This window comes from Allosphingosinicella vermicomposti (assembly GCF_003012815.1).
Taxonomy (GTDB): domain Bacteria; phylum Pseudomonadota; class Alphaproteobacteria; order Sphingomonadales; family Sphingomonadaceae; genus Allosphingosinicella; species Allosphingosinicella vermicomposti.
This window is the reverse complement of record NZ_PXYJ01000004.1, coordinates 151,694-177,500: the sequence shown is the minus strand read 5'-3', so window position 1 is coordinate 177,500 and position 25,807 is coordinate 151,694. Positions and strand designations below refer to the sequence as shown.

Below are 25,807 nucleotides of genomic sequence, written 5' to 3'. Positions count from 1 at the left end.
GCGGGTGACAGCCCCGTATGCGAAACTGATGTGATGAGACTTGAGTAGGGCGGGACACGTGTAATCCTGTCTGAACATCGGGGGACCACCCTCGAAGCCTAAATACTCGTGTATGACCGATAGTGAACAAGTACCGTGAGGGAAAGGTGAAAAGCACCCCGATGAGGGGAGTGAAACAGTACCTGAAACCGGTTGCCTACAAGCAGTGGGAGGGTCCTTGAGACCTGACCGCGTACCTCTTGCATAATGGGTCTGTGACTTAATGTATCAAGCAAGCTTAAGCCGATAGGTGTAGGCGCAGCGAAAGCGAGTCTGAATAGGGCGATTGAGTTTGATGCATTAGACCCGAAACCCGGCGATCTAGGCATGACCAGAGTGAAGGTGGGGTAACACCCACTGGAGGCTCGAACCGATTAACGTTGAAAAGTTACCGGATGAGTTGTGTTTAGGGGTGAAAGGCCAATCAAGCCGGGAAATAGCTGGTTCTCCGCGAAAACTATTGAGGTAGTGCCTCGGACGAATACCTTGGGGGGTAGAGCACTGGATGGATGCGGGGGTCGCGAGACCTACCAACTCTAACCAAACTCCGAATACCCAAGAGTAATATCCGGGAGACAGACGGCGGGTGCTAAGGTCCGTCGTCAAAAGGGAAACAGCCCTAACCTACAGCTAAGGCCCCCAAATCGTATCTAAGTGGGAAAGCATGTGGGACTTCCAAAACAACCAGGAGGTTGGCTTAGAAGCAGCCATCCTTTAAAGAAAGCGTAACAGCTCACTGGTCTAAATAAGAGGTCCTGCGGCGAAGATGTAACGGGGCTCAAGATACGTGCCGAAGCTTAGGGTTCATCGTAAGATGAGCGGTAGCGGAGCGTTCCGTAAGCCTGTGAAGCCGAAGGGTAACCGACGGTGGAGGTATCGGAAGTGCGAATGCAGACATGAGTAGCGATAAAAAGGGTGAGATGCCCTTTCGCCGAAAGACCAAGGGTTCCTGCGCAAGGCTAATCCGCGCAGGGTGAGCCGGCCCCTAAGACGAGCCCGAAGGGGGTAGTCGATGGGAATGCGGTTAATATTCCGCAGCCTGGTGGTGTGTGACGGATCTCGTAAGTTGTATTCTCTTATCGGATTGAGAATGCTTCGAAGAGGTTCCAGGAAATAGCCCCACCGTATAGACCGTACCCGAAACCGACACAGGTGGTCTGGTAGAGTATACCAAGGCGCTTGAGAGAAGTGTACTGAAGGAACTCGGCAAATTGCCTCCGTACCTTCGGAAGAAGGAGGCCCTACCTTTGCGCAAGCAATTGTAGGGGGCACAGGCCAGGGGGTAGCGACTGTTTAGCAAAAACACAGGGCTCTGCTAAGTCGGCTTCAAGACGACGTATAGGGTCTGACGCCTGCCCGGTGCCTGAAGGTTAAGTGGAGGGGTGCAAGCTCCGAAATGAAGCCCAGGTAAACGGCGGCCGTAACTATAACGGTCCTAAGGTAGCGAAATTCCTTGTCGGGTAAGTTCCGACCTGCACGAATGGCGTAACGACTTCCCCACTGTCTCCAGTACATGCTCAGCGAAATTGAATTCTCCGTGAAGATGCGGAGTACCCGCGGTTAGACGGAAAGACCCCGTGCACCTTTACTGCAGCTTCAGAGTGGCAGTGGAGAACAACTGTGTAGAATAGGTGGGAGGCTTTGAAGCACCGGCGCCAGCTGGTGTGGAGCCAACAAGTGAAATACCACCCTGTTGTTCTTTACTGTCTAACCACGCGCCGTTAGCCGGCGCTGGGACCCTCTGTGGCGGGTAGTTTGACTGGGGCGGTCGCCTCCTAAAGAGTAACGGAGGCGCGCGATGGTGGGCTCAGGCCGGTTGGAAACCGGCTGTTAGAGTGCAATGGCATAAGCCCGCCTGACTGCGAGACTGACAAGTCGAGCAGAGACGAAAGTCGGTCATAGTGATCCGGTGGTCCCTCGTGGAAGGGCCATCGCTCAACGGATAAAAGGTACGCCGGGGATAACAGGCTGATAACCCCCAAGAGCTCATATCGACGGGGTTGTTTGGCACCTCGATGTCGGCTCATCACATCCTGGGGCTGGAGCAGGTCCCAAGGGTTTGGCTGTTCGCCAATTAAAGTGGTACGTGAGCTGGGTTCAGAACGTCGCGAGACAGTTTGGTCCCTATCTGCCGTGGGCGTCGAAATTTGAGAGGAGTTGACCCTAGTACGAGAGGACCGGGTTGAACATACCTCTGGTGGACCTGTCATCGTGCCAACGGTGCAGCAGGGTAGCTATGTATGGACGGGATAACCGCTGAAAGCATCTAAGCGGGAAGCCTCCCTCAAGATAAGATTTCTTAGAGCGGTCGAAGACCACGACCTTGATAGGCCGGATGTGGAAGCGGAGTAATCCGTGAAGCTAACCGGTCCTAATAGCTCTATTCGCGCTTGAGAATCCCACCATCAACGACAGTTTTGGCTGTCGCTGTGGCGGCTCTCACTAGATACAAAAAGTGCACGATTTCTAGAATTCCTTTGCGCTGGCTCCATAGCTTGGTGGCCATAGCGTCTGTGACCCACCCGATCCCATCCCGAACTCGGCCGTGAAACCAGACAGCGCCGATGGTACTATTGCTTAAGCAATGGAAGAGTAGGTCGTCGCCAGGCTTTGAAGCCAGCGCATAGGAAACCCATTCACAAGTCTTCCTTCCTTACATTTAATGTCCGGGAGGATGCTATTGGCGCGGGATGGAGCAGCCCGGTAGCTCGTCAGGCTCATAACCTGAAGGTCGTAGGTTCAAATCCTACTCCCGCAACCAATATCGAAGCTTGGCGGCATTGCCGCTTCGCGTTTTTTCGCCCCGGACTTGATCTGTGGCCCATAGCCTCTCCGTTCAGGAGGGGCTTTTTTTATGCCTGCGCGAGGGCGGCTTCTTCGGCGCGGATGCGAACGAATAGAATGGCCGCGTTGAGAAGCGAGAGAAGCAGGGCGATTTCCCAGAGGCCGAATGCCAATGGCAATGCAGCAATCTCACCGGCGACGATCGCGTAATTGGGATGGCGAACGAAGCGAACGGGCCCGCCACTGACAAGAGGGGCGCCGGGTAGCACGATGATCCGAGTGGTCCAGCGCGTGCCAAGGGTGGCGAGGACCCAAAGGCGCCCCGCCTGTAGCAGCAGAAACAGGATGAGCCAGGGCCAGACGATCGCCCGCCCGGGCGCAAACAGCCAAAGTGCCGCCAACCAGGCCGCATGCGTCGCGATAATGATTGGGTAATGGCCAGGGCTCGCTTCATAGGCCCCGCGAGCAAGCAGGGTTGCCGTACCGCCGTGCGACAACCAACTCGCCGAGGCGCTGAAGCGTCACCAAGGTGAGAATGAGAACGGGTAGGGTCATGGCGCCTCCAGGATGAGACCGCTTGCGGTGAAGCTGGGCCCAAGGCCAACAGCATGGCGGGGGGCGCAAAGCCGGTCGCAAGGGCTTCCTTCAGAACGAACAAAACGGTCGGCGCGGACATGTTGCCATAATGCACGAGGATCGCGCGCTCGTGATCCAGCGATCCGGCCGAAAGGACCAGACTCCTCTCAAGGGCGGTGAGGATCTTGGCCCCGCCCGGGTGGCAGACGAAGCGCCCAATCTCGTCCCGCATCAGGCCCAGGGGCGCAAGAATGCGACCGACGCCGTCCCCGATATGCTGGGTGACGAAGGGAGGGATCGCGCGATCAAAGATGACGCCAAGGCCGGGATCGTCGACGTCCTAACCCATGATGTCGGGTGTCGCGGGCCACGTCACTTCGCCGCCCTCGCCGATTATCGCGAGCGCGTCGTCCGCGCCGCTCCGGACGAGGCAGGCCGCAGCCCCGTCGCCAAACAGCGCCGTGGCGACGATATTGGCCTTGCTCACGACATCGAGCCGGATCGAAGTGGAGCAAAGCTCCACCGTAACGAAGAGGACGATGCTCCCAGGCGTGGCCAGCGCCAGCCGGGCCGCGACGGCGAGACCCGTCGCTCCGCCCGCACAACCGAGGCCGAAGATCGGAACGCGATGAACGTCGGATCGAAATCCCATGCGGCCCAAAACCCGCACCTCTATGCTCGGCGTCGCGATGCCGGTGGTCGATATGGTGACCAATGTGTCGACCTCATCGGCGGGACGCCTGCATCCGCCAGCGCCCTTTCCGCCGCCTCAATGTAGAGCTGCTCGGCGACGGCCAGATAGGCTGCATTGCGTGAGCGCCAGCCGTGATCGGCGGCATACCAATCGGGCGGCATGGCGATGTGCCGCGTCTGCACACCCGCATTGTCGAACACGGGACTCAGGCGATCAAAGCTCGGCATCCGATGGCCGAAAAGCCGCCGGGCTAGCGCGCGCGCCTCGTCCTGGTCAGGCAATGTTGCGGAACCGTCGTGGCGACGGAAAGCGGGGGATACCGGCGGGGCACGGTTGGTAGCCAAGGCTTCTCCATCGGGCTATGCGGAAAAGGAGAAAGCAGGCTTGCCGTTGAACGGTTTGCGGTCGCGGCGGTTTCACAGGAGCTTTGTATGCGCGCGCTTCATCTTGCCGGTCTTCCCCTCATTCTGCTCGCGGCCTGCTGGGCCAGCTCGGAAAGCGTGGCGACGAGCAACAACGCCGTGGCGCAGGCTGGGCAGGGCAGGCCATTTCAGGTTCAGGCCGTGGCGGATTTCGACGAGCCTTGGGCCATGACCTTCCTCCCGGACGGCCGCCTCCTCGTGACGGAGAAGAAGGGCGAGTTGAAGCTGCTGGGTCCGGACGGGAGGATTGGGACGGTCGCCGGCACGCCCGACGTCGCTTATGGCGGCCAAGGCGGGCTTGGCGACGTCGTCCTCCATCCCGATTTTGCCGATAACGCGCAAATTTACCTCAGCTGGGTCGAAGCGGGCAATGGCGGCACCAAGGGCGCGGCGGTCGGCCGCGGCACGCTCGTCCTCGACAATCAGGGCGGCGGCCGGATCGACGGGCTCCAGGTGATCTGGCGGCAGGAGCCCAAGGTCACCGGGAACGGCCATTTCTCCCATCGCATTGCCTTCTCGCCCGACGGTTACCTGTTCATCACCAGCGGTGAGCGGCAGAAATTCGATCCGGCCCAGGATCTCGACCAGAATCTCGGCAAGGTCATCCGCCTGACCGACGCGGGCGGCATTCCGTCGGACAATCCCTTCTACAATCAGGGACGGGTGAAGGCGCAGATCTGGTCATACGGCCACCGCAACCTGCTGGGCATCGCCTTCGCGCCCGACGGGCGGCTCTGGACCCACGAAATGGGTCCAAAGGGCGGCGACGAGTTCAATTTGATCGAGAAGGGCTCGAATTACGGGTATCCGATCGTGTCGAATGGCGATCATTATGACGGGAAGGACATTCCCGATCATTCCACGCGGCCCGAATTCAACGCGCCGGAAGTCACATGGAATCCCGTCATCTCGCCCGCAGGCCTCATCATCTATTTGGGCGACATTTTCCCCCAATGGAAGGGGAGTGCCTTCATCGGTGGCCTGTCCAGCAAGGCCCTCATCCGCGTCGCGATCGACGGCACAAGCGCGCGGGAAGCGGAACGCTGGGACATGGGCGCCCGCATCCGCGAGGTGGAGCAGGGTCCGGACGGGGTGATCTGGTTGCTGGAAGACGGGGGCGATGGTTCGCAGGGGCGGCTGCTGAAGCTGACGCCGACAAATTAGCGGTAGTCGTCATTGCGAGCGAAGCGAAGCAATCCAGCGGCGGCCAACCTGACCGCAGAATTGATTGCCGCGTCGCCTTGCTCCTCGCAATGACGAAGGGCGGTTATCACACCCGCCGGTAACGGAAATACCAGACTTCGTGGCCCTTGCGACGGGCCTTGGCTTCGTAGCGCGTTTCCGGCCAGCCGCCGGGGCGATGGAGGAAATCGCTCGCGCTTTCGGCGAGCCATTCGAAATCCGTGCGCTGGTTCATGATCATCATCGACCAGCGGCAATAGGTCGGGTCATCCGTACCAAGTCGGAATTCGCCGCCGGGCGCGAGCTTGGCGGCGATGATGTCCATCGGGCCATGATTCATCATCCGGCGCTTGGCATGGCGCGCTTTCGGCCAGGGATCGGGGTGGAGGAGGTAGACGAAGCGAAGCGAGGCGTCCGGAAGCCGTTCCAGCACCTGAAGCGCGTCGCCCATGTGGAGGCGGACATTGCCGAGCGCCTTCTCGCGAACGTGAAGAAGCGCGCCGACGACGCCATTCAGAAACGGTTCGCAACCGATAAAGCCGTGATCGGGAAGAAGATCGGCGCGATAGGCGAGATGCTCGCCGCTGCCGAAGCCGATTTCGAAGTGAAGCGGGCGCCCCTCTCCTTTGGCATCCCCGAACAATTCTTGCGAGGTGATCGGCCCTTCCTCCGGCACCGCGATGCGGGGGAGGAGGTCTTCAAGAAGTGCGGCCTGCCCCTGGCGGAGCTTGTGCCCGGAACGGCGGCCGTAGAGGCGGCGAATAGATGCGGGATCCGACATGCGAGCCCGTTAGCGAAACCGGGCTCGCGCGTCATGCGGAAGTTGCAGCGCCCTATTTGGTGGGAGGCGGCGGCAATGGAAGTGCCGGGCGTGGAGGCACGGGTGGTTTGCCGATCCAGGCGAGGCCATGCGCCAAGTCGAGCGTAATCACCCAGTTGCGAAGGAAAGGCATACCAAGATTGCCTTCCATGATCATGTCCGGCGTAAAGGCGTCTTCAGTCGTCGCCCGGATATCCCCCACCACCTTGAAATCGGCCTTCTGCTTGCCTTCGGCTTTCGGGTCCATGCCGAGGAGCTGCGCGATCGGCTTGTTGATCAGGATCGTTCCGCCGTTCCCGGAATCGAGCTCGAGGAAGACCGGGCCTTTTTCAGTGGGGACGGCAGCATGGACGGCGAGGGCAAGGCCGTCGACCTCGCGCTTCAAGCGGATAGGAAGGGGGCGCAAGTCCGCGATACGCTCGTTGCGGCTCGCTTCATTTTCGATTGTGACGATGCCAGCGGCGAAATCGATGGTGATGGTTTTGTTTTCGAACAGGTTGAGGCCGATAATGCCGTCAAGCTCGGAATCCAGGGGGTTCAACTGTCCCATATCGATGAGGGTCAGAACCTGCGGCGCCAGCGTCAGGCCACCCACTTTCATCGCCAACCCGTCGCAACGAGGGCCGTCCCCGCGCTGCCCCATCATGCGGAAGCCGGTCAATTGACCCCAAGGCTCGCAGCCCGCCGCTTTGGCGGTGTCGGGGTGGATGAGCGTGAGGCCCCCGCCCGTGTCGAAAAGATATTTGCGGACCTTGCCGCCGATTTCGGCTTCCATCACCCAGCGGTTGCGCCAAGGTATGAGTTCGATGACTGCCTCTGGCTGCGCCTTGGGCGGCGCGGCATCGGCCGCCGTCCCGGTGAGCAGGCTCGTCATCACGCATAATAGAAGTCGGTTCACTTTAAGTCCCTCACGAAACATGTACCCGCTACAGAGGCAGCAGGTGAATGCGAAGTTGGAAAGGGTCGTTCCAATTTGCGCTGCGGATATCCGGCTGGCCGCTATCGGGCCGCAGGTTCCACCGGGAAGGGGGCAACTTCCGGGTAGGAGGTCGGGAGCTGCAACCCTTTTCCTCTCACATGATGCTCCAAGAAAGCGACAGCCAAATTATTCGTAATGGCCAGCGCGCGCGGACCGGAGATTGAGCCGAGCCTCGCCTCCCTATTTCTGGGAGACACGGATTGAGGCGGCGCCAATGCGATGTCAGTGAAAGTCAGGTGGCGGGAACCCTTGATCCGAAGCGATACGGCATGCGTCGATCTGGAGCCGACCTGCCGCCAAAGATCGGCGCGGCGCGTTTCATCCTTGGCGGCGCTGCCGAACAGCCGTGATAGGCCCGTCCGCTCTTCAGGGTCGGACGTCAGGTAAAGGATCGGCTGAACGGGGCGGGCCTCGGCGGTCGCGCCAGCGAAATCTCCGTCGAGGTTGATTGCTGCGAGAATCCGGGGATCGCGCGCGGCCGCCAGCACTGCGGCGGCGCCCCCGCGAGAATGTCCGAAAGCGGCGATCTTTCCGATGTCGAGGCGCCCGGCCAAGGGATGGCCGCTGGGGGCCGCAAGGCGATCGAGCATGGCCAAGAGGTCGAGCGAGACCTTCTCGAAATCCGATGCGCCCGATTGCCCTCCCGGCCCTGCGCATGAGCCCGTCTCGTTGGGCGACAATGCTGCGACCACATAGCCGTTCGACGCCAGGGCTTCGAGAAGAATGCTGTAATCGGTCGGCAGCTGGGCCGCGCCGGGCGCGAATAGAATCAATGGGAAGCGGCTGCCGGGTGCAAGGCCGGCGCCGGTCACCGCCGAGCCTATGGCTGGCGAGAAGGACGAAGCCGCAGCCGCGCCGAAGCGGCGTGCAAGTTGCCCGTAATTCTCATCGGCCTTTTGCGGAGGAAGAACAGCCTCCCGGCCATGAGCGGCGGCGGGGTAGTAAAGATAGACGGGCAGACGGCGCGGCGCGCTGCCGCCTATTTCAACGCGCTGCCAACATTCGAACGATCGCCCGACGCCATAAGGGCCGGACGGAGGCGGCAATTCAGATGGTGCCGCGGCAAGTTTCTGCGGTGTGGAGGGCTCCTGCGATATCAGCATCAGCGCGCCCGCAAGGAGGGTGGCGGCCACCAAGATGGCCAGCCAGACCTTGCGGACGCGCCTCCCGATCAGAGTGCCGCCTTCAGCTTTTCGACGAGGTCGGTGCGTTCCCAGCTGAACAGGTCACCTTCCGCCTTGCGGCCGAAATGGCCGTAAGCTGCAGTGCGGCTGTAGATCGGCTTGTTGAGGCCGAGATGGGTGCGGATGCCTTTCGGCGTCAGGCGGACGAGCTGCGGAAGCACTGCTTCGAGCTTGGCCTCATCCACATTGCCCGTGCCGTGCGTATCAACATAGACGGACAGAGGTTCGGCGACGCCGATCGCGTAGGAAAGCTGGATGGTGCAGCGCTTGGCAAGGCCCGCGGCGACCACATTCTTGGCGAGGTAGCGCGCGACATAGGCGGCCGATCGGTCGACCTTGGTCGGATCCTTGCCCGAGAAAGCGCCGCCGCCGTGCGGTGCCGCGCCGCCATAGGTGTCGACGATGATCTTGCGGCCGGTAAGGCCCGCGTCGCCGTCCGGGCCGCCAATTTCGAAGCTGCCGGTCGGGTTGATGTGGTAGACGGTTTCGTCCGACAGGAGTTCGGCCGGAATGACGCTGGCGATCGCCTGCTTCACATAGGTGTGGAGCTCGGCTTCCTTGTCGCCCTCGTCATAGCCCTTGGCATGCTGGGTCGAGACGACGATCGTCGTCGCGGCAACCGGCTTGCCGTTTTCGAACTTCAGCGTGACCTGGCTCTTAGCGTCCGGCTCGAGGAACGGCGCGGCGCCGCTGTGGCGGTCGGCGGCCATCTTTTCGAGGATCTTGTGGCTGTAATAGAGGGTCGCGGGCATGAGGTCCGGCGTCTCGTCGCAGGCGAAACCGAACATGATGCCCTGGTCGCCCGCGCCTTCATCCTTATTGCCGCTTTCATCGACGCCCTGCGCGATATGGGCGGACTGGCCATGAAGAAAGTTGGAGAATTCCAGCTTCTCCCAGTGGAAGCCCTCCTGTTCATAGCCGATCTTCTTCACGGTCTCGCGGACGGTGCGCTCGATCTCCTCCAGAGCGCCGGGCGCCCATTGGTCATTCTCGTAAACGCCCTTGCAGCGGATTTCGCCGGCAAGGACGACGCGCTGGGTGGTGGTCAAGGTCTCGCAGGCGATGCGCGCTTCAGGATCCTTAGAGAGGAAGAGATCGACGATCGCGTCCGAAATCTGGTCCGCAACCTTGTCGGGATGGCCTTCGGAAACCGACTCGGACGTGAAGATGTAATTGCTGCGCATCGCTGAAAACCGGCCTTTGCTTGGAGGTTTAAGGTGATATTTGCGGATATAAAGATATCCTTATGTGCGCGTCCTAGCGGGCTTTACGGCGGACTGCAATCGCGGCCGCGGCGATGAAGAGCGCAAAGGCGAGGGGCAGGATATTGCCCAGGCGCGCGAAGAGAGTCGGCGCCTTCGCGGACGGCAGCGGTGCATCGATCACGCCGGCGACACCGTTGCCGAGGCTATGGAGGATGCGCCCGTCGGCATCGACCACCGCCGAAATGCCGGTCGGCGTGGCGCGCAGGACAGGAAGCCCTTCCTCCAGCGCGCGAAGCTGGGCCTGCGCCAGATGCTGGGGCGGACCCCAGGCGCCGAACCAGGCGTCGTTGGACGGATTGAACAGGAAGAGCGGACGGTTGGCCCGTTCCACCACCTGGCCGGAGAAGATGATTTCGTAGCAAATCTGGAAACCGACCTTGCCGATGCGCGGAATGTCGAGCGTGAGCGGGCCGGGGCCGGGATCGAAATCAACATCGCCCGGCGCGAGGCGGGACAGGCCGATGGCGGAAAGGATCGGCCGCATCGGCAGATATTCGCCATAAGGCACGAGGTGCGATTTGTCGTAGCGGGTGAGGATCTTGCCGCCGCCATCCATCGCGAAGATGGAATTGGTGGCGCTCGTCACTTCGCGGCCATCGGGAGACTGGAAGGTGACGCCGCCGGTCAGCAGTATGTCATTGGGGCCGATGGACAGGCTCACCCGCTGCCGCAGCCGCTCGATATAGCGCTGGAGGAAAGGATAGGTGCGTCCGTCCTCCAACTGCTCCGTCACCGCCGCTTCGGGCCAGAGAAGAAGGCGCGGCGTGCCTTCGGGCAAGCCTGACAATTTCTGGATACGGGCGAGGTTGCGGTCGGAGGCATCTTCCTTCCACTTGTCCGCCTGGCTGATATTCGGCTGGACGATCCGGGTGGCGAGGGCGTTCGGCGCAGTCACGGCCGGCTGTGCGCTCATCAGGATTGCCGATCCCGCCGCAATCGGCAGCAGCACGAGGGCCGCGCCACGCCATTGGCGACGGATGAGCAATAGAAGGGTGCCGCCAATCAGGGCCGTGACGCCGGAGAGGCCGTAAGTGCCGAGCCAGGTCGAAAGCCGCGCCACCGGCGTGTCGAGCAAGGCCACGCCGATCGGGTTCCACGCAAAGCCGGTGAAGAGGGTCGCCCGCAGCCATTCCGTCACGATCCATGCGGCGGCGAAAACGAGTGTGAGGAGCAGGGCATTGGCTCGCCCCCAGCGCCAGGCAAGGCCAGCCGCAGCCGCTGGATAGACGGCGAGGTAGAGTGAGAGCAAAACCACCGCGACCCAGCCGAGCCAGACCGGCATCGCCGCTTGATAAGTGAAGGCGGTCGCGATCCAGTTGAGGCCAAGCACGAAATTGCCGACACCGAACCACCAGCCCCGGGCCAGCGCGCTCCTGAGCGTCGGTGCGCGTTCGATCAGCCACAGAAGACCCGCGATCGCGATGAGCGTCAGAGGCCAAAGGCCGATCGGCTGAAACCCGCAAGCGCCGACGAGGCCCGTGAGAAAGGCGTAGAGCCACGCAGCCTTGTTTCCCGGCAAAGGCTGTGGCCCAGCAGCGCTGTCATTCTGGATCCCGGCATTGGCCGGGATACTAGATACTGGCTCGTCCATATTGCCCGTTCAAATAGAGGAGAGGATCGATATCGTCCCGCACCTCCACATGTTCCACCACGCCAATAAAAATGCTGTGCGTTCCGAAGGGGTGATGATCGATCCGGCGGCAGAGGAGCGAGGCCTGCGCCGCTTCCAGGCGCGGCGGACGGGTGCAATCGAGCTCCCACCCTTCGGCGAAACGCAGATTCTTCTGCTCGCGGTCGGCGAACATGGCGGCCAGATGCTGCTGGTCCGCATGGAGCACGTTCACGCCGAAATGCGACACGTCTTCCAAGGAATTGTGCAGCGCGGTGGCGCGGTTGATGCAGACGAGCAGGCTCGGCGGATCCATCGATAGCGACGACATGGCCGTTGCCGTGATGCCCATGGGCTGGCCATCGACGCAGATCGTGATGATGTTTACGGTCGATGCGACCCGGCGCATGGCCTGGCGAAAGGTGCCGACGAGTTGGGGATCGCTGCCGTCCATCTTTTTCCCCTTTGCCCGCGCCGATGGCCGATAGGCAAGGCGCAATATCGTGGGTTATGCGCTGCCCATGAGGAATTATGACATCATCATCGTAGGCGCAGGGCATGGCGGCGCCCAAGCGGCAATCTATTTGCGGCAATGGGGCTTTACCGGCAGCATCGCCCTGATCGGCGACGAGCCTGAGCTTCCCTATGAGCGGCCGCCGCTCTCCAAGGATTATCTCGCCGGGGACAAATCCTTCGAGCGCATCCTTATCCGCCCCGCCGCTTTCTGGCAGGAGCGGGCCATCACCCTCCTCCCCTCGACGCGGATCGCGGCTCTCGATCCGGCGGCGAAGACGATGACCTCAGCCGATGGCCAGGCATTTACTTATGGTACGATGATCTGGGCGACGGGTGGCACGCCGAAGCGGCTCGGCTGCCCGGGCGAAGGCCTCGCGGGCGTCCACGTCGTCCGCAACCGCACGGAAGTTGATGCCATGACGGCAGAGCTTCCGTCGGTGCGGAATGTCGTGGTGATCGGCGGCGGCTATATCGGCCTCGAAGCGGCGGCGGTACTCCGCAAATTCGGCAAGGCCGTGACATTGGTCGAGGCCCAGAATCGCGTCCTGTCCCGCGTGGCGGGTGAGCCGATCTCGCGCTTTTACGAGGCCGAGCATCGCGCGCAGGGCGTCGATATCCGCCTCAACAGCGGGGTCGCGGCGATCGAGGGCGAGAACTGGGTGACGGGCGTCCGATTGTCCGACGGCATCTTGCTCCCCGCCGAGATCGTGATCGTCGGCATCGGCATCGATGCCGCGACGGCTCCGCTCCAGGCAGCGGGCCTCGCGAGCGCAAATGGCGTCGATGTCGACGCCTTCTGCCGCACCAGCGACCCTTTCATCTACGCCATCGGCGATTGCGCCGCGCACGAAAACGCCTTTGCGGGCGGCCAGCGGCTGCGTGTTGAATCGGTACAGAACGCCCATGATCAAGCCTCCTGCGCGGTAAAGGCGATCCTTGGTCAGCCGGAACCTTACCGGGCTATGCCGTGGTTCTGGTCCAACCAATATGACCTGAAGCTGCAGACGGTCGGCTTGTCGGTCGGTTACGATGAGACGGTGCTGCGCGGCGATCCGGATAGCCGGAGCTTTTCGCTCATCTATTTGCGGCAAGGCCGGGTGGTCGCCCTCGACTGCGTCAACGCGACCAGGGATTATGTACAGGGGCGAAAACTGGTCGAGGCTGGCGCGACAATCGATCCGGACCGGCTGGCGGATACGAGTATGCCGCTGAAGGAGATGCTCTAAAGCCCTCCCCCTCGGTGGGGGGGGGCTTAAGCGCGCCCTGAATACCCCGCCAACACCTCGCACACCCACCGGGCGGCGGTGAGCGCCGTTATGTCGCTGACATCCAGCCCGGGGTCGAATTCGGTCAGGTCGACGAGCTTCACCTTCCGGTGCGCTCCCACCCAGCGCGCGGCCTCGAAGAACATGTCGACCGGCATCCCGCCGGGCCGCGCGCCGGGCGCCCCGGGACATTGCGCGCGGTCGATCACGTCGATGTCGAAATCGACCATCAAGGCCGTGCAGTGACTGAGGCGGACGAAGGCGTCCTCCATCACTTCGATGATGCCGCGTTTCTTCACGTCCGCAATCGTGATGACTACGATCCCCGCCTCCTTCGCCGTGCCGTGCATCTTCGCGGTGTTGGCGAAGGGGGCGAGGCCGATCTGCACGATGTTGCGGCCGGGAAGGCCATCCTCCAGCAGACAGCGTATGGGATTGCCGTTGCGCGGGCCTTCATCGGTATCGCGCAGGTCGAAATGCGCGTCGAGGGTGATGACGCCCACCTGATCCAGCGGTACGCCAAGGCCATGGGCGGCGGGGCGTGTCACCGCATTGTTGCCGCCGATCAGCAAAGTAAGGCCGTGAGATGCCGTGCAATGCGCGGCATGATCGCGGATCGATTCAAAGGCGTCGCCCGGCATCAGCTGAGCAACCGGCGCATCGCCCTTGTCGGCGATCTTGAGCGCCAATTCCTCGCCCATTTCCACATCATAAGTGCTGAACCGGCGCAGCGTCTCCCGCACTACCCTTGGCGCATCGGCGCAGCGGCCGGGCGTGACGGAGCCGAGGCCGAGCGGCGCGCCGACCAGTGCGACGTCGCCCGTCCCGGTGGTGAACAGATCGGTGATACGTGGCCAGGAAGAATTGCTCATGGCCTTTGCCTTACACCCTTTGTCTGCCAATAAGCGAGGCCATGTGGGACCGCATCCTCGTCAATTGCAATATCGCGACCATGGATCGGTCCGTGCCCGGTGCATTCGGCGCGCTCGAGGATGCGATGATCGCCATTGATGGCGGCAGGATTGCGCGGGTCGGGCGGCGGATCGACATGGCGGGCTTCCAAGCTAAACAGGTCGATAATCTCGGCGGCGCATGGGTCACGCCTGGGCTGATCGATTGCCACACCCACCTCGTTTTCGGCGCCAACCGCGCGCACGAATATGAAATGCGCTTGAATGGCGCGACCTATGAAGAGATCGCCAAGGCAGGGGGGGGCATCGTGTCCACCGTCGCCGCGACGCGCGGGGCGAGCGAGGACGAGCTTGTCGAGGCGGCCCGCCCGCGCCTTCACGCGCTGATGAAGGGCGGCGTCACCACCGTCGAGATCAAGTCCGGCTACGGCCTCGATACGGAAACCGAGATGAAATTGCTCCGCGCCGCGCGCGCTTTGGGGAAGGGCGAGAAGGTGCGGGTCAGCCCAACCTTGCTCGCGCTCCATGCCCTGCCGCCGGAATATAGGGAGCGGCGCGCCGAATTCGTGCGGATCGCGGTGGAAGAGATGCTGCCCGCCGCGGCGCGCGAAGGGCTGGCGAGCGCCGTGGATGCCTTTGCCGAAGGGATCGGCTTCACGATCGATGAAGTGCGGCTCTTGTTCGATGCCGCCAAGGCGCACGGCCTGCCGGTGAAGCTCCATGCCGAGCAGCTTTCCAATCTTGGTGGCGCGGCGATGGCGGCCGACTATGGCGCCTTGTCCGCCGATCATCTCGAACATGCCGACGAGGCTGGAATTGCGGCGATGGCTCGGGCGGGAATGGTCGCGGTGCTGCTGCCCGGCGCTTTCTACGCCCTGCGCGAAACCAGGGAGCCGCCCGTCGATCTGCTGCGCAAATATAAGGTGCCGATGGCGGTCGCGACCGATTGCAATCCGGGCACGTCGCCGGTGTTGTCACCGACATTGATGCTCAACATGGCGACCACTTTGTTCCGCCTGACGCCGGAGGAGGCTTTGGCGGGCATGACGGTGCATGCCGCGAAGGCGCTGGGCCTGGCTGATGACATCGGCACGGTCAGCGCAGGCAAGGCCGCCGACCTTTGCGTCTGGCGCGTGAACCGCCCGGCCGAGCTTTGCTATTGGATAGGCTTGCCCGGTCCGGAACGGCGGATCGTGGCTGGGGAAGACAGCTGAGGCTTGCATAAATTCACCCGTTCGTGTCGAGCGAAGTCGAGACACGCCCGCGCCACGCTTCTCGACTTCGCTCGAAGCGAACGGGTTGGATAAAGAGATGAGAGAGATGCAGAACAGACGCGACAATAGCCGCCATATCGCGGCGCCGACCGGTTCGGAGATCAGCGCCAAACATTGGACCACGGAAGCGGCGATGCGGATGCTGATGAACAATCTCGATCCGCGCGTCGCGGAGGCGCCGGAAGAGCTCGTCGTCTATGGCGGCATCGGCCGTGCGGCGCGGGATTGGCAAAGCTATGACCGGATCGTCGAGACGCTGAAGCGGCTGGAGGAGGATCAGACCCTGCTCGTCCAGTCGGGCAAGCCCGTGGGCGTGTTCCCGACGCACAAGGATGCGCCGCGCGTGCTGCTCGCCAATTCGAACCTGGTGCCGCATTGGGCGACCTGGGATCATTTCAACGAATTGGATCGCAAGGGCCTGATGATGTACGGCCAGATGACGGCCGGGTCGTGGATCTATATCGGCACGCAAGGGATCGTTCAGGGCACCTACGAGACCTTCGTCGAAATGGGCCGCCAGCATTATGCGGGCGATCTTTCGGGCAAGTGGATTTTGACCGCGGGCCTTGGCGGCATGGGCGGCGCGCAGCCCTTGGCGGCGGTGATGGCGGGCGCGCATTGCATCGCGATCGAATGCCAGGAAAGCCGCATTCAGAAGCGGCTCGAGACCCGTTATCTCGATTATCGCGCGGACACGATCGACGAGGCGCTGGAGATCATCGCCAAAGCCGACCGTCCGATCTCCGTCGGCGTGCTCGGCAATGCGGCGGAAATCCTGCCCGACATGGTGAAGCGCGGCATTCGCCCGGATGCGGTCACCGATCAGACCTCGGCCCACGATCCGGTAAACGGCTATCTGCCCATCCGCTGGAGCGTCGAGAAATGGGTGGAGATGCGGGAGAAAGACCCCAAGACCGTCGAGCGCGAGGCGCGGTCGTCGATGGCCGTCCATGTCGAGGCGATGCTCGCCTTCCAGAAGATGGGCGTTCCGACCTTCGACTATGGCAACAATATCCGCCAGGTCGCGAAGGATGAGGGTGTCGAGAATGCCTTCGACTTCCCCGGCTTCGTGCCCGCTTATGTCCGCCCGCTCTTCTGCCGGGGCATCGGCCCGTTCCGCTGGGCGGCTCTGTCCGGGGATCCCGAGGATATCTACAAGACCGACCAGAAGGTGAAGGAGTTGATCCCCGATGATCCGCACCTCCATCGCTGGCTCGACATGGCGCGCGAGCGGATCGCCTTCCAGGGGCTCCCGGCACGCATCTGCTGGGTGGGGCTTGGCCTGCGCGACAAGCTGGGCCTCGCCTTCAACGAAATGGTGGCGAGCGGCGAACTCAAGGCTCCCGTCGTCATCGGCCGCGATCATCTCGATTCCGGGTCGGTTGCCTCGCCCAATCGCGAGACCGAAGCGATGAAGGATGGATCGGACGCGGTCAGCGATTGGCCCTTGCTCAACGCCCTCCTCAACACCGCGTCCGGCGCGACCTGGGTGTCGCTCCATCATGGCGGCGGCGTCGGCATGGGCTATTCGCAGCATAGCGGCATGGTGATTGTGGCGGACGGAACCGAAGATGCTGCCCGCCGCCTGAAGCGCGCCCTCTGGAACGACCCCGGCACCGGCGTCATGCGCCACGCTGACGCGGGCTATGACATCGCCATTGATTGCGCGCGAGAGCAGGGCCTCGATTTGCCGATGATCGGAGCACGCGGATGATCACGCTTCGCCCCGGCTCGGTGACATTGTCCGAGCTGCGCGCCATCTGGGACAGCGCCCCTCTCGCCCTGGACCAAGACGCTTATGCCGCGATCGATGCGGCGGCCGACAATATCGCGAAGATCGTCGCATCGGGCCGCACCGTCTATGGCGTGAATACCGGCTTTGGTCTCCTTGCCCAAACCCGCATTCCGGACGACCGGCTGGCCGAGCTTCAAACCAATCTTATCCTCTCCCATAGCTGCGGGCTTGGAGAGGCGCTGGAGCCGCGCATCGTGCGGCTTATTCTGGCGCTGAAGGTGATCGGCCTCGCGCGCGGTCATTCGGGCGTAAGGCGGATCGTGGTGGATCGGCTGCTGACGCTGCTCGAAGCCGACGCGCTGCCGGTTATTCCCGCTCAGGGTTCGGTGGGCGCCTCAGGCGATCTCGCGCCGCTTGCCCATATGAGTGCTGCTTTGCTGGGTGAAGGGCAGATCCTGCTGAAGGGTCAGCTATATGCATCCCGTGATGCTTTGGCGAAGATCGGCCTTGAGCCGCTGCAGCTCGGGCCGAAGGAAGGCCTCGCCCTCATCAACGGCACGCAGGCCTCGACCGCCATCGCGCTCGACGCTTTGTTCACCGGCCAGCGCGTGTTGGAGGCCGCATTGATCGCCGGGGCGATGTCGATCGATGCCCTTAAGGGTACGGATGCTGCCTTCGATCCGCGCATTCATGAAGTGCGCGGACAGCCGGGACAAATTACGGTCGCGGCGGCGCTTAAGACTTTGCTGGCTGGAAGCCAGATCCGCCAGTCCCACGCGGCGTGCACGAAGGTGCAGGATCCCTACAGCTTCCGCTGCCAGCCGCAGGTGATGGGCGCGTCGCTCGATCTTCTCCGCAATGCCGCGCGCACGCTTGAGATTGAGGCGAATGCCGTCACCGACAATCCTTTGCTCTTCGGCGAGGATGCGATTTCCGGCGGCAATTTCCACGCCCAGCCGGTCGCCTTCGCCGCCGACATGATCGCCATGGCGCTCTGCGAAGTCGGCTCGATCAGCGAACGTCGCACCGCCGTGCTCGTCGACCCCAAGATGAGCGGGCTCCCCGCTTTCCTAGTCGAGGATAGCGGCGTCAATTCGGGTTTCATGATCGCGCAGGTGACGGCGGCGGCTTTGGTGTCGGAGAACAAGACCCTCGCTTTCCCGTCCAGCGTCGATTCGATCCCGACCTCGGCCAATCAGGAGGATCATGTCTCCATGGCGACGGCGGGCGCGCGGAAAGCTGGGCGCATCGCGCGCAATGCGGCGGGCGTGATCGGTGTTGAGTTACTTGCCAGCGTGCAGGGCGTGGATTTCCATGCGCCTGACACGTCTTCGCCCGTGCTCGAAGGCGCGAAGGGCACGGTCCGCGCCGCAGTGCCTTTCTATGCCAAGGACCGCTATTTCGCGACGGACATGCTGTGGGCGCAGGATGCGATCCTCGCCGGGCAATTCGCGCTTCCTGAAAGCATCGCCCTGTGGTGAGCGCGCAGGGCGGCTGGACCGCGATCGTCCTTGCCGGGCAAAGGCCGGGGGAGAATGTCTTCGCGCGCAGCCACGGCGTGCAATTGAAGGCTTTGATCCCGGTCGGCGGCAGGCAGATGATCGAGCGGGTGATCGAAACCTTGCTCGCCGCGCCGTCGGTTGGCGACATCGTCATTCTGGCGCAGGAGCCGGACCGGCTGGCGACGGTGCCCGCCGATGCGCGCGTCCGCACGGCGCGCTCGCAGCGGGGAATCGCCCAGTCGATCCGCGCCGTGGCGGGGAAGGATGCGCCGTTTCCGGTCCTGGTGGTGACGGCCGATCATGCCTTGCTCACCGTGGATATGGTCGAGACATTCCTTGCGGGCAGCGGCGGCGATGTGTCCGCCGCGCTCGTCGATCGCGCAACGGTGGAAGCCGCCTATCCGCAGACCAAGCGGACCTGGCTGCGTTTTTCGGACGGCGATTATAGCGGCGCCAATCTTTTCGCGCTGAGGAGCGAGAGGGCTCAAGCCGCGCTCGATCTCTGGTCGAGAGTCGAGCAGGACCGGAAGAAGGCGCTGAAGCTGCTGACATCGTTCGGCCCGGTCCTCGCGATCCGCGCGCTCACCCGCACCATTTCGCTCGATAAGGCGCTTGCGGCGCTTGGGCGTAAGGTGGGCGTTGAGGCCAAGGCGGTGCGCTTGCCCTTCGCCGAAGCGGCGATCGATGTGGACAAGCAGGCGGATTTGGAATTGGTTGAAGAGATCATTTCCAACCACTCCGTTCGTGCCGAGTAGGGGCTGAGCGAAGTCGAAGACCCGTATCGAAGCATCGTCCCATGGAGCCCTTCGATACGCCGTTTCGGCAAGCTCAACGGCTACTCAGGGCGAACGGAAGGGAGGCTGGATTCAAACCGCTTGTCGCATCGGCGGGTTTCGCCTATATAGCCCATGCCTTTCTCGACATCGTTAAAGTGTTGAGGCTGGTCCCGAGGGCGGGGCCGGCGACGAAGGCCTATAGCTATTTAAAGGAGCCGCATGGCCGATATCGCGACGTTGACCGATCTCATCGAACCCGAGGTGAAGGCCGAGGGGTTGGCGCTTGTGCGCGTGAAGATGATCGGCGGCACGTCGGATCCGACCCTGCAGGTGATGGCCGAGCGCCCCGATACGCGGCAGCTGACTTTGGAGGATTGCTCCACCTTGTCGCGCCGCCTGTCGGACCTGCTCGACCGGCTGGAAGAAGAGGGCAAGGATCCGATCGAGGGCGCATACCGGCTGGAAGTCAGCTCGCCCGGTATCGATCGTCCGCTCACCCGCCTCGCCGATTTCGACGATTGGAAGGGCTTTGAAGCCCGCATCAATCTTGCCGAGAAGCTGGAGGGCCGCAAGGTTCTGACCGGCGATTTGATCGGCACGGAAGGTGAAGCCATCCGCATCGACGTGCCGAAGATCGGCGAGATGCAAATCCCTTTTTCCGCGGTTCATAACGCCAAGCTCGTCATGACCGACAAACTCATTGCGGCGACCGCCCCGCTCGATGCGGAAGGCGCCGATTCCATTCAGGTAGAAGGACAGGACTAAACCCATGGCCACTGCGATTTCCGCCAACAAGGCCGAGCTCATCGCCATCGCCGACAGCGTCGCGCGCGAGAAGCTGATCGACAAGGCGATCGTCATCGAGGCGATGGAAGACGCGATCCAGCGCGCCGCCCGTGCCCGTTATGGCGCCGAAAACGATATTCGCGCCAAGCTCGATCCGGTGTCCGGCGACCTTCGCCTGTGGCGCGTCGTCGAAGTGGTCGAGCAGGTCGACGACTATTTCAAGCAGGTGAGCCTCGTCGACGCGCAGAAGTTGCAGCCGGGCGCGGTTCTGGGCGACTTTATTGTCGATCCGCTGCCCCCGATCGAATTCGGCCGCATCGCGGCGCAAGCCGCCAAGCAGGTCATCTTCCAGAAGGTCCGCGACGCCGAGCGCGAACGTCAGTTCGAGGAATTCAAGGATCGCGTCGGCGAAATCATCACCGGTGTCGTAAAGCGCGTCGAATTCGGTCACGTCGTCGTCGACCTCGGTCGCGCCGAAGGCGTCATTCGCCGCGACGCGCAAATCCCGCGCGAAGTCGTCCGCGTCGGCGACCGCGTTCGCAGCCTCATCCTCAACGTCCGCCGCGAAAATCGCGGGCCGCAGATCTTCCTCAGCCGCGCGCATCCGGACTTCATGAAGAAGCTTTTCGCGCAGGAAGTGCCGGAAATTTACGACGGCATCATCGAGATCAAGGCCGCCGCCCGCGATCCGGGCTCGCGCGCAAAGATCGGCGTTATTTCGCATGATAGCTCGATCGACCCGGTCGGCGCTTGCGTCGGCATGAAGGGGAGTCGCGTTCAGGCGGTCGTCCAGGAAATGCAGGGCGAAAAGATCGACATCATTCCGTGGAGCGAAGACACGGCGACCTTCATCGTCAACGCGCTGCAGCCCGCGACTGTGGCCCGCGTCGTCATCGACGAGGAAGAGGGCCGTATCGAAGTGGTGGTGCCGGACGATCAATTGTCCCTCGCTATCGGCCGCCGCGGCCAGAACGTGCGCCTCGCCTCGCAGCTCACCAGCTCGCAGATCGACATCATGACCGAGGCCGATGCGAGCGAGAAGCGTCAGAAGGAATTCGTCGAGCGTTCGGAAATGTTCCAGAACGAGCTCGATGTGGACGAGACCTTGGCTCAACTCCTCGTCGCCGAAGGCTTCGGCGCGCTGGAAGAAGTGGCCTATGTCGAGGTGGACGAGCTCGCCTCGATCGAAGGCTTCGACGAAGATCTCGCTGCCGAGCTTCAGAACCGCGCCAAGGAAGCGCTCGAGCGCCGCGAGGAAGCGGCTCGCGAAGAGCGTCGCGGCCTTGGCGTCGAAGACGCGCTTGCCGACATGCCCTATCTCACTGAAGCGATGCTGGTGACCCTGGGCAAGGCAGGCATCAAGACGCTCGACGATCTCGCCGATCTCGCCACCGACGAATTGGTGCAGAAGAAGCGGCCCGAACAGCGCCGCCAGAAGGAAAGCAACCGGACCGAGGACAAGGGCGGCATTCTTGCCGAATATGGCCTCAGCGACGAGCAAGGCAATGAAATCATCATGGCCGCCCGCGCGCATTGGTTCGAGGATGAAGGGGAGGACGCTGTTGCGGGAACTCCCCAATGAGACGCTAAGCGGCGATAAAGCCCCCTCCCGCAAACGCGAGGGGAATGAGCCCGAACGCAAGTGCATCCTGTCCGGTGAGCATGCCGGACGGGGTGACCTCATCCGCCTCGCGCTTGGCCCCGACGGTCAGGTCGCGCCGGATGTCCGCGCGCGTGCCCCCGGCCGTGGCGCCTGGATCGGCGTCGATCGCGCGACACTGGAAGCGGCACAGGCTAAGGGTAAATTGAAGGGCGCGTTGATGCGATCCTTCAAAACCAATAGTCTCGCCATTCCCGACGACCTTGCCCAGCGGATCGAGGAGGCTTTGAAGAAAGCGGTGCTTGACCGGCTCGGCCTCGAGGCGCGCGCGGGCAATCTCCTCAGCGGTAGCGAGAAGATCGAAGTCGCGGCGCGGCGGGGCGAGGTGCGTCTCCTCCTCCATGCGTTCGATGCGGGCGAGGATGGTAAGCGAAAGCTCGACCAGGCTTGGCGCATGGGCGATGGAGAGGCCGCAGGGCTGGTTTTTCCAGAGCCGCGTCCCATATTGTCAATGGCTTTAGGCCGCCAGAATGTGGTACATGTCGCCCTGATCGACGCCGCTGCCGCTGCGCGTGTGCGCCACGCTTATAATCGCTGGCGCGCTTTTATCGGAACGAATGATGGGCTAAGCGCCGGGTCGGCCAGTGTGCCGGAAGCGTCGGCTGTGGATGTGAACGAAGGATAGTATGAGCGATACGAACGACAAGCCGAAGCTGGGAACCCGCGCACCTCTGGGCCTGAAGCGCACGGTGGAGACGGGGCAGGTGAAGCAGAGCTTCAGCCATGGCCGGTCCAACACCGTCGTGGTCGAGGTGAAGAAGCGCCGCATCCTGGGCAAGCCCGGTGAGGCCGAGGCTCCCAAGATCGAGGAAGCCGCACCTGAAACGCCGGTCGCCAAGGCACCGCCGCCTCCGCCGCCCGCGCCAAAGCCTTCGCGCCCGGTGAACGACGCCGCGAGCCGTAAGGAATTGCAGGAGCGTCTGCTCCGCGAGGCCGAGGAAGCGCGCATGCAGGCGCTCGAGGAAGCGCGCCGCCGCGAGGACCGTCAGGCCGCGCAGCAGAGTGAGGAAGAAAAGCGCCGCGCCGAGGAAAACCGCAAGGCCGAGGAAGAAGCTCGCCGCAAGGCCGAGCAGGAAGCCGAAGAAGCGAAAAAGCGCGAGGCTGAAGACGCCGCGCGCCCCGCTGCCGAAGCGCCTGCTGCCGCCCCGGCCGCTGCGCAAACTGAGGAAGAGGAGCGGCGCCCTGCGCATCCGAAACCCCAGCGTTTCACGCCGGTCAAGCGTCCCGAACCGCCTGCGCGTCCCGCGCGCAGCACGCGTGGCGGCGACGATCGCCGCCAATCGGGCAAGCTCACCGTCAGCCGCGCCCTCAATGAAGGCGAAGGCGCCGCGCGTGCCCGCTCGCTTGCAGCGCTAAAGCGCGCCCGCGAAAAGGAACGGCGCCATCATCAGCAAGCAGGGCCGCAGGCCAAGCAGATCCGCGACGTCGTGGTCCCGGATGCGATCACCGTCGGCGAACTCGCCAACCGTATGGCCGAAAAGGGCGCGGACCTTGTGAAGGCGCTCTTCCGCATGGGCATGGTCGTGACCGTCAACCAGACGATTGACCAGGACACAGCGGAATTGCTGGTCACGGAATTCGGCCATAATCTGAAGCGCGTCAGCGAAAGCGACGTGGACATCCAGACTGAGCAGGATGTCGATGCACCCGAAACGCTTGAGTCGCGCCCCCCGGTCGTCACGATCATGGGCCATGTCGATCACGGCAAGACGTCGCTGCTCGACGCCATTCGTGGCGCGAACGTGCAGTCGGGCGAAGCTGGTGGCATCACCCAGCATATCGGCGCTTATCAGGTGGCGCTGAAGGACAAGTCGAAGATCACCTTCCTCGACACGCCGGGCCACGAGGCCTTCACGGAAATGCGCGCTCGCGGCGCCGATGTGACGGACGTTGTCGTTCTGGTCGTCGCCGCCGACGATGGTTTGAAGCCGCAGACGGTGGAAGCCATCAACCACACCAAGGCGGCGGGCGTCCCGATGATCGTCGCGATCAACAAGATCGACAAGGAAGGCGCCCGTGCGCAGCGCGTCCGCGAGGAATTGCTGCAGCATGAAATCGTGGTCGAGGAACTGGGCGGCGACGTTCAGGACGTGGAAGTCTCGGCGCTCAAGAAGACCAATATCGAGGGCCTTCTCGATGCAATCGCGCTCCAGGCTGAAATTCTGGAATTGAAGGCCAATCCGAACCGCGCAGCCGAAGGCGCCGTGGTTGAAGCCAAGCTCGACAAGGGCCGTGGCCCGCTCGCGACTGTGCTCGTCCAGCGCGGCACGCTGAGGGTCGGCGACGTGATCGTCGTCGGCGCCGTCAGCGGCAAGGTCCGCGCGATGATCGACGACAAGGGGCGCCAGGTGAAGGAAGCCGGACCTTCGGTTCCGGTCGAAGTACTCGGCCTTGGCGGCGTTCCGTCGGCGGGCGATACGCTGACCGTCGTCGAAAACGAAGCGCGCGCCCGTGAGGTCGCGACCTATCGCCAGAGCGTGATGGACAGAAAGCGCACGACGACGGCGCCGGTCAGCCTCGAGAATATGTTTGCGAGCAAGGCTTCGACCACCAAGGAATTCCCGATGGTCGTCAAGGCCGACGTCCAGGGTTCGGTCGAAGCCATCGTCAATGCATTGAACAAGATCTCCACCGACGAGATCAAGGTCCGCATCCTGCATTCGGGCGTCGGCGGCATCACCGAAAGCGACGTCACTTTGGCGAGCGCGAGCGGTGCGCCGATCATCGGCTTCAACGTCCGCCCGAACGCCAAGGCGCGCGAGATTGGCGAGCGCAACAAGGTCGAGTTCCGCTATTATGACGTCATCTATCACCTCACCGACTGGGTGAAGGAAGCGATGGCGGGCGAGCTTGGTCCGGAGATCATCGAAACGGTTGTCGGCCGCGCCGAAGTCCGCGAGGTCTTCCCGGCGGGCAAGAAGGACAAGGCGGCCGGTCTCCTCGTCCTCGAAGGCATCATCCGTAAGGGGCTCAATGCGCGCCTCACCCGCGACGACGTCATCGTGTCGAAGACGACCATCGCTTCGCTCCGCCGCTTCAAGGACGACGTGGCCCAGGTCACGGCCGGTCTCGAATGCGGCGTGGTCCTTGCCGACACCAACGACATCAAGGCGGGCGACACGCTCGAAGTCTTCGAAGTCGAGGAACGGGCACGGGTTTTGTAAGAACAGGCGTCACCCCGGCGAAAGCCGGGGTCTCGTCGTGGAAGGGCACCCTTCCGTCCCGAGATTCCGGCTTTCGCCGGAATGACGTGTTGGGGTTGAGATATGCGTCATAACGAAACCAGTGAAGGCCGCTCGGTCCGCCTGCTCCGCGTCGGCGAGCAGGTGCGCCATGCCTTGTCCGACATATTGATGCGCGGCGACGTGCATGACGATGTGCTGGCCTCGACTCACGTGTCCGTCACCGAAGTGCGCATGTCGCCGGACCTTCGCCACGCGACGGTCTTCGTGAAGCCGCTGCTCGGCAAGGATGAGGATAAGGTGCTGAAGGCCCTTCGCACCAACACTGCCTATCTCCAGTCCGAAGTCGCCAAACGGGTGAACATGAAATATGCCGCCCGCCTCAAATTCCTCGCCGACGAGAGCTTCGACGAGGGCAGCCATATCGACTCCCTCCTCCGTTCCCCCACCGTTGCGCGGGATCTGACCGGCGAGGACGGGGATGAAGAATAGCATCTATCCGTTCGTGCTGAGTAGGGACTGAGCGAAGCCGAAGGCCCGGATCGAAGCACTGTTGCACGGAACCCTTCGATACGCCGGTTCGATCCTTCGACAAGCTCAGGATCACCGGCTACTCAGGGCGAACGGTTCTACGGCTCACAATTCC

At 62.8% G+C, this 25,807-nt stretch carries 19 protein-coding genes, 1 tRNA gene, 2 rRNA genes and 1 pseudogene (1 of these 23 only partly in view); 14 read left to right on the top strand and 9 right to left on the bottom strand.

Going from position 1 to position 25,807, the window contains the following annotated elements; all coding sequences use genetic code 11:
• From C7I56_RS11990 to C7I56_RS11980, 3 genes are all read left to right on the top strand, one after another.
• Window positions 1-2,434 (top strand): 23S ribosomal RNA (locus C7I56_RS11990) (it extends 359 nt beyond the left edge of the window).
• Window positions 2,435-2,533: 99 nt separating this feature from the next.
• Window positions 2,534-2,648: ribosomal RNA gene (gene rrf / locus C7I56_RS11985) — 5S ribosomal RNA — on the top strand.
• Window positions 2,649-2,723: 75 nt separating this feature from the next.
• Window positions 2,724-2,800 (top strand) — tRNA-Met (locus C7I56_RS11980).
• Window positions 2,801-2,891: 91 nt separating this feature from the next.
• On the opposite strand, the gene C7I56_RS11975 is transcribed toward C7I56_RS11980, so the two are convergent.
• Both C7I56_RS11975 and C7I56_RS12660 read right to left on the bottom strand, forming a co-directional pair.
• Window positions 2,892-3,224 carry a protein-S-isoprenylcysteine O-methyltransferase gene (locus C7I56_RS11975; RefSeq protein ID WP_245409708.1) on the bottom strand — a complete coding sequence of 111 codons (333 nt, stop codon included), beginning with the start codon at window positions 3,222-3,224 and terminating at the stop codon, window positions 2,892-2,894.
• 299 nt (window positions 3,225-3,523) lie between these two features.
• Window positions 3,524-3,673 (bottom strand): annotated as a pseudogene (locus tag C7I56_RS12660) (type III polyketide synthase); the annotation flags it as partial.
• 851 nt (window positions 3,674-4,524) lie between these two features.
• Between C7I56_RS12660 and C7I56_RS11965 the strand changes: the two are divergent.
• Window positions 4,525-5,679 carry a PQQ-dependent sugar dehydrogenase gene (locus C7I56_RS11965; protein ID WP_106640852.1) on the top strand — a complete coding sequence of 385 codons (1,155 nt, stop codon included), beginning with the start codon at window positions 4,525-4,527 and terminating at the stop codon, window positions 5,677-5,679.
• A 106-nt stretch (window positions 5,680-5,785) separates the two neighbouring features.
• On the opposite strand, the gene trmB is transcribed toward C7I56_RS11965, so the two are convergent.
• The 6 genes from trmB to C7I56_RS11935 form a co-directional block, all read right to left on the bottom strand.
• Entirely contained in the window at window positions 5,786-6,478 is a 693-nt protein-coding gene (gene trmB / locus C7I56_RS11960; protein ID WP_106640851.1) for a tRNA (guanine(46)-N(7))-methyltransferase TrmB, read from the bottom strand.
• Window positions 6,479-6,530: 52 nt separating this feature from the next.
• Window positions 6,531-7,391, bottom strand: a complete 861-nt coding sequence (locus C7I56_RS11955) for a retropepsin-like aspartic protease (protein WP_158703130.1) — start codon at window positions 7,389-7,391, stop codon at window positions 6,531-6,533.
• A gap of 125 nt (window positions 7,392-7,516) precedes the next feature.
• Entirely contained in the window at window positions 7,517-8,629 is a 1,113-nt protein-coding gene (locus C7I56_RS11950) for an alpha/beta hydrolase family protein (RefSeq protein ID WP_106640849.1), read from the bottom strand.
• A 38-nt stretch (window positions 8,630-8,667) separates the two neighbouring features.
• Window positions 8,668-9,864, bottom strand: coding sequence for a methionine adenosyltransferase (metK, locus tag C7I56_RS11945; RefSeq protein ID WP_106640848.1), 1,197 nt, complete (start codon window positions 9,862-9,864; stop codon window positions 8,668-8,670).
• A gap of 73 nt (window positions 9,865-9,937) precedes the next feature.
• Window positions 9,938-11,536 (bottom strand): apolipoprotein N-acyltransferase, encoded by a 1,599-nt coding sequence (gene lnt / locus C7I56_RS11940; protein WP_106640847.1) that lies wholly within the window; start codon window positions 11,534-11,536, stop codon window positions 9,938-9,940.
• Entirely contained in the window at window positions 11,517-12,008 is a 492-nt protein-coding gene (locus tag C7I56_RS11935) for a flavin reductase family protein (RefSeq protein WP_106640846.1), read from the bottom strand. Before C7I56_RS11935 ends, lnt begins: the two co-directional genes overlap by 20 nt.
• A gap of 67 nt (window positions 12,009-12,075) precedes the next feature.
• On the opposite strand from C7I56_RS11935, the gene C7I56_RS11930 reads away from it, so the two are divergent.
• Window positions 12,076-13,296: an NAD(P)/FAD-dependent oxidoreductase gene (locus C7I56_RS11930; RefSeq protein ID WP_106640912.1), complete on the top strand. Its 1,221-nt coding sequence runs from the start codon at window positions 12,076-12,078 to the stop codon at window positions 13,294-13,296.
• A gap of 26 nt (window positions 13,297-13,322) precedes the next feature.
• On the opposite strand, the gene C7I56_RS11925 is transcribed toward C7I56_RS11930, so the two are convergent.
• Window positions 13,323-14,207, bottom strand: a complete 885-nt coding sequence (locus C7I56_RS11925) for an agmatinase family protein (RefSeq protein ID WP_106640845.1) — start codon at window positions 14,205-14,207, stop codon at window positions 13,323-13,325.
• Between the two features lie 41 nt (window positions 14,208-14,248).
• On the opposite strand from C7I56_RS11925, the gene hutI reads away from it, so the two are divergent.
• The 9 genes from hutI (at window position 14,249) to rbfA (ending at window position 25,653) form a co-directional block, all read left to right on the top strand.
• Window positions 14,249-15,460 (top strand): imidazolonepropionase, encoded by a 1,212-nt coding sequence (gene hutI, locus C7I56_RS11920; RefSeq protein WP_106640844.1) that lies wholly within the window; start codon window positions 14,249-14,251, stop codon window positions 15,458-15,460.
• Window positions 15,461-15,566: 106 nt separating this feature from the next.
• Window positions 15,567-17,234 carry a urocanate hydratase gene (gene hutU / locus C7I56_RS11915; RefSeq protein ID WP_106640843.1) on the top strand — a complete coding sequence of 556 codons (1,668 nt, stop codon included), beginning with the start codon at window positions 15,567-15,569 and terminating at the stop codon, window positions 17,232-17,234.
• The gene (hutH, locus tag C7I56_RS11910) at window positions 17,231-18,736 is read left to right on the top strand and encodes a histidine ammonia-lyase (protein WP_106640842.1); all 1,506 of its coding nucleotides are present in this window, start codon (window positions 17,231-17,233) and stop codon (window positions 18,734-18,736) included. Before hutU ends, hutH begins: the two co-directional genes overlap by 4 nt.
• On the top strand, window positions 18,730-19,512 hold the full coding sequence (locus tag C7I56_RS11905; protein ID WP_245409706.1) for a nucleotidyltransferase family protein: 783 nt from the start codon (window positions 18,730-18,732) through the stop codon (window positions 19,510-19,512). Before hutH ends, C7I56_RS11905 begins: the two co-directional genes overlap by 7 nt.
• Before the next feature lie 240 nt (window positions 19,513-19,752).
• Window positions 19,753-20,298, top strand: coding sequence for a ribosome maturation protein RimP (gene rimP / locus C7I56_RS11900; RefSeq protein WP_106640841.1), 546 nt, complete (start codon window positions 19,753-19,755; stop codon window positions 20,296-20,298).
• 4 nt (window positions 20,299-20,302) lie between these two features.
• On the top strand, window positions 20,303-21,901 hold the full coding sequence (nusA, locus tag C7I56_RS11895) for a transcription termination factor NusA (protein WP_106640840.1): 1,599 nt from the start codon (window positions 20,303-20,305) through the stop codon (window positions 21,899-21,901).
• A complete protein-coding gene (locus C7I56_RS11890; RefSeq protein WP_425352399.1) occupies window positions 21,882-22,604 on the top strand; it encodes a DUF448 domain-containing protein in 723 nt (240 codons plus the stop codon). Before nusA ends, C7I56_RS11890 begins: the two co-directional genes overlap by 20 nt.
• 1 nt (window position 22,605) lies before the next feature.
• A complete protein-coding gene (gene infB, locus C7I56_RS11885) occupies window positions 22,606-25,143 on the top strand; it encodes a translation initiation factor IF-2 (protein ID WP_106640838.1) in 2,538 nt (845 codons plus the stop codon).
• 102 nt (window positions 25,144-25,245) lie between these two features.
• Window positions 25,246-25,653 carry a 30S ribosome-binding factor RbfA gene (gene rbfA, locus C7I56_RS11880; protein ID WP_106640837.1) on the top strand — a complete coding sequence of 136 codons (408 nt, stop codon included), beginning with the start codon at window positions 25,246-25,248 and terminating at the stop codon, window positions 25,651-25,653.
• The last annotated feature ends 154 nt before the right edge of the window (window positions 25,654-25,807 follow it).

Coding starts and splice junctions, on each gene's coding strand:
- C7I56_RS11965 (WP_106640852.1), top strand. CDS start 4,525: ATGCGCGCGCTTCATCTTGCCGGTCTTCCCCTCATTCTGCTCGCGGCC.
- C7I56_RS11925 (WP_106640845.1), bottom strand. CDS start 14,207: ATGAGCAATTCTTCCTGGCCACGTATCACCGATCTGTTCACCACCGGG.
- C7I56_RS11930 (WP_106640912.1), top strand. CDS start 12,076: ATGAGGAATTATGACATCATCATCGTAGGCGCAGGGCATGGCGGCGCC.
- infB (WP_106640838.1), top strand. CDS start 22,606: ATGAGCGATACGAACGACAAGCCGAAGCTGGGAACCCGCGCACCTCTG.
- metK (WP_106640848.1), bottom strand. CDS start 9,864: ATGCGCAGCAATTACATCTTCACGTCCGAGTCGGTTTCCGAAGGCCAT.
- rimP (WP_106640841.1), top strand. CDS start 19,753: ATGGCCGATATCGCGACGTTGACCGATCTCATCGAACCCGAGGTGAAG.
- rbfA (WP_106640837.1), top strand. CDS start 25,246: ATGCGTCATAACGAAACCAGTGAAGGCCGCTCGGTCCGCCTGCTCCGC.
- nusA (WP_106640840.1), top strand. CDS start 20,303: ATGGCCACTGCGATTTCCGCCAACAAGGCCGAGCTCATCGCCATCGCC.
- trmB (WP_106640851.1), bottom strand. CDS start 6,478: ATGTCGGATCCCGCATCTATTCGCCGCCTCTACGGCCGCCGTTCCGGG.
- C7I56_RS11935 (WP_106640846.1), bottom strand. CDS start 12,008: ATGGACGGCAGCGATCCCCAACTCGTCGGCACCTTTCGCCAGGCCATG.
- hutH (WP_106640842.1), top strand. CDS start 17,231: ATGATCACGCTTCGCCCCGGCTCGGTGACATTGTCCGAGCTGCGCGCC.
- hutI (WP_106640844.1), top strand. CDS start 14,249: ATGTGGGACCGCATCCTCGTCAATTGCAATATCGCGACCATGGATCGG.
- lnt (WP_106640847.1), bottom strand. CDS start 11,536: ATGGACGAGCCAGTATCTAGTATCCCGGCCAATGCCGGGATCCAGAAT.
- C7I56_RS11955 (WP_158703130.1), bottom strand. CDS start 7,391: ATGACGAGCCTGCTCACCGGGACGGCGGCCGATGCCGCGCCGCCCAAG.
- hutU (WP_106640843.1), top strand. CDS start 15,567: ATGCAGAACAGACGCGACAATAGCCGCCATATCGCGGCGCCGACCGGT.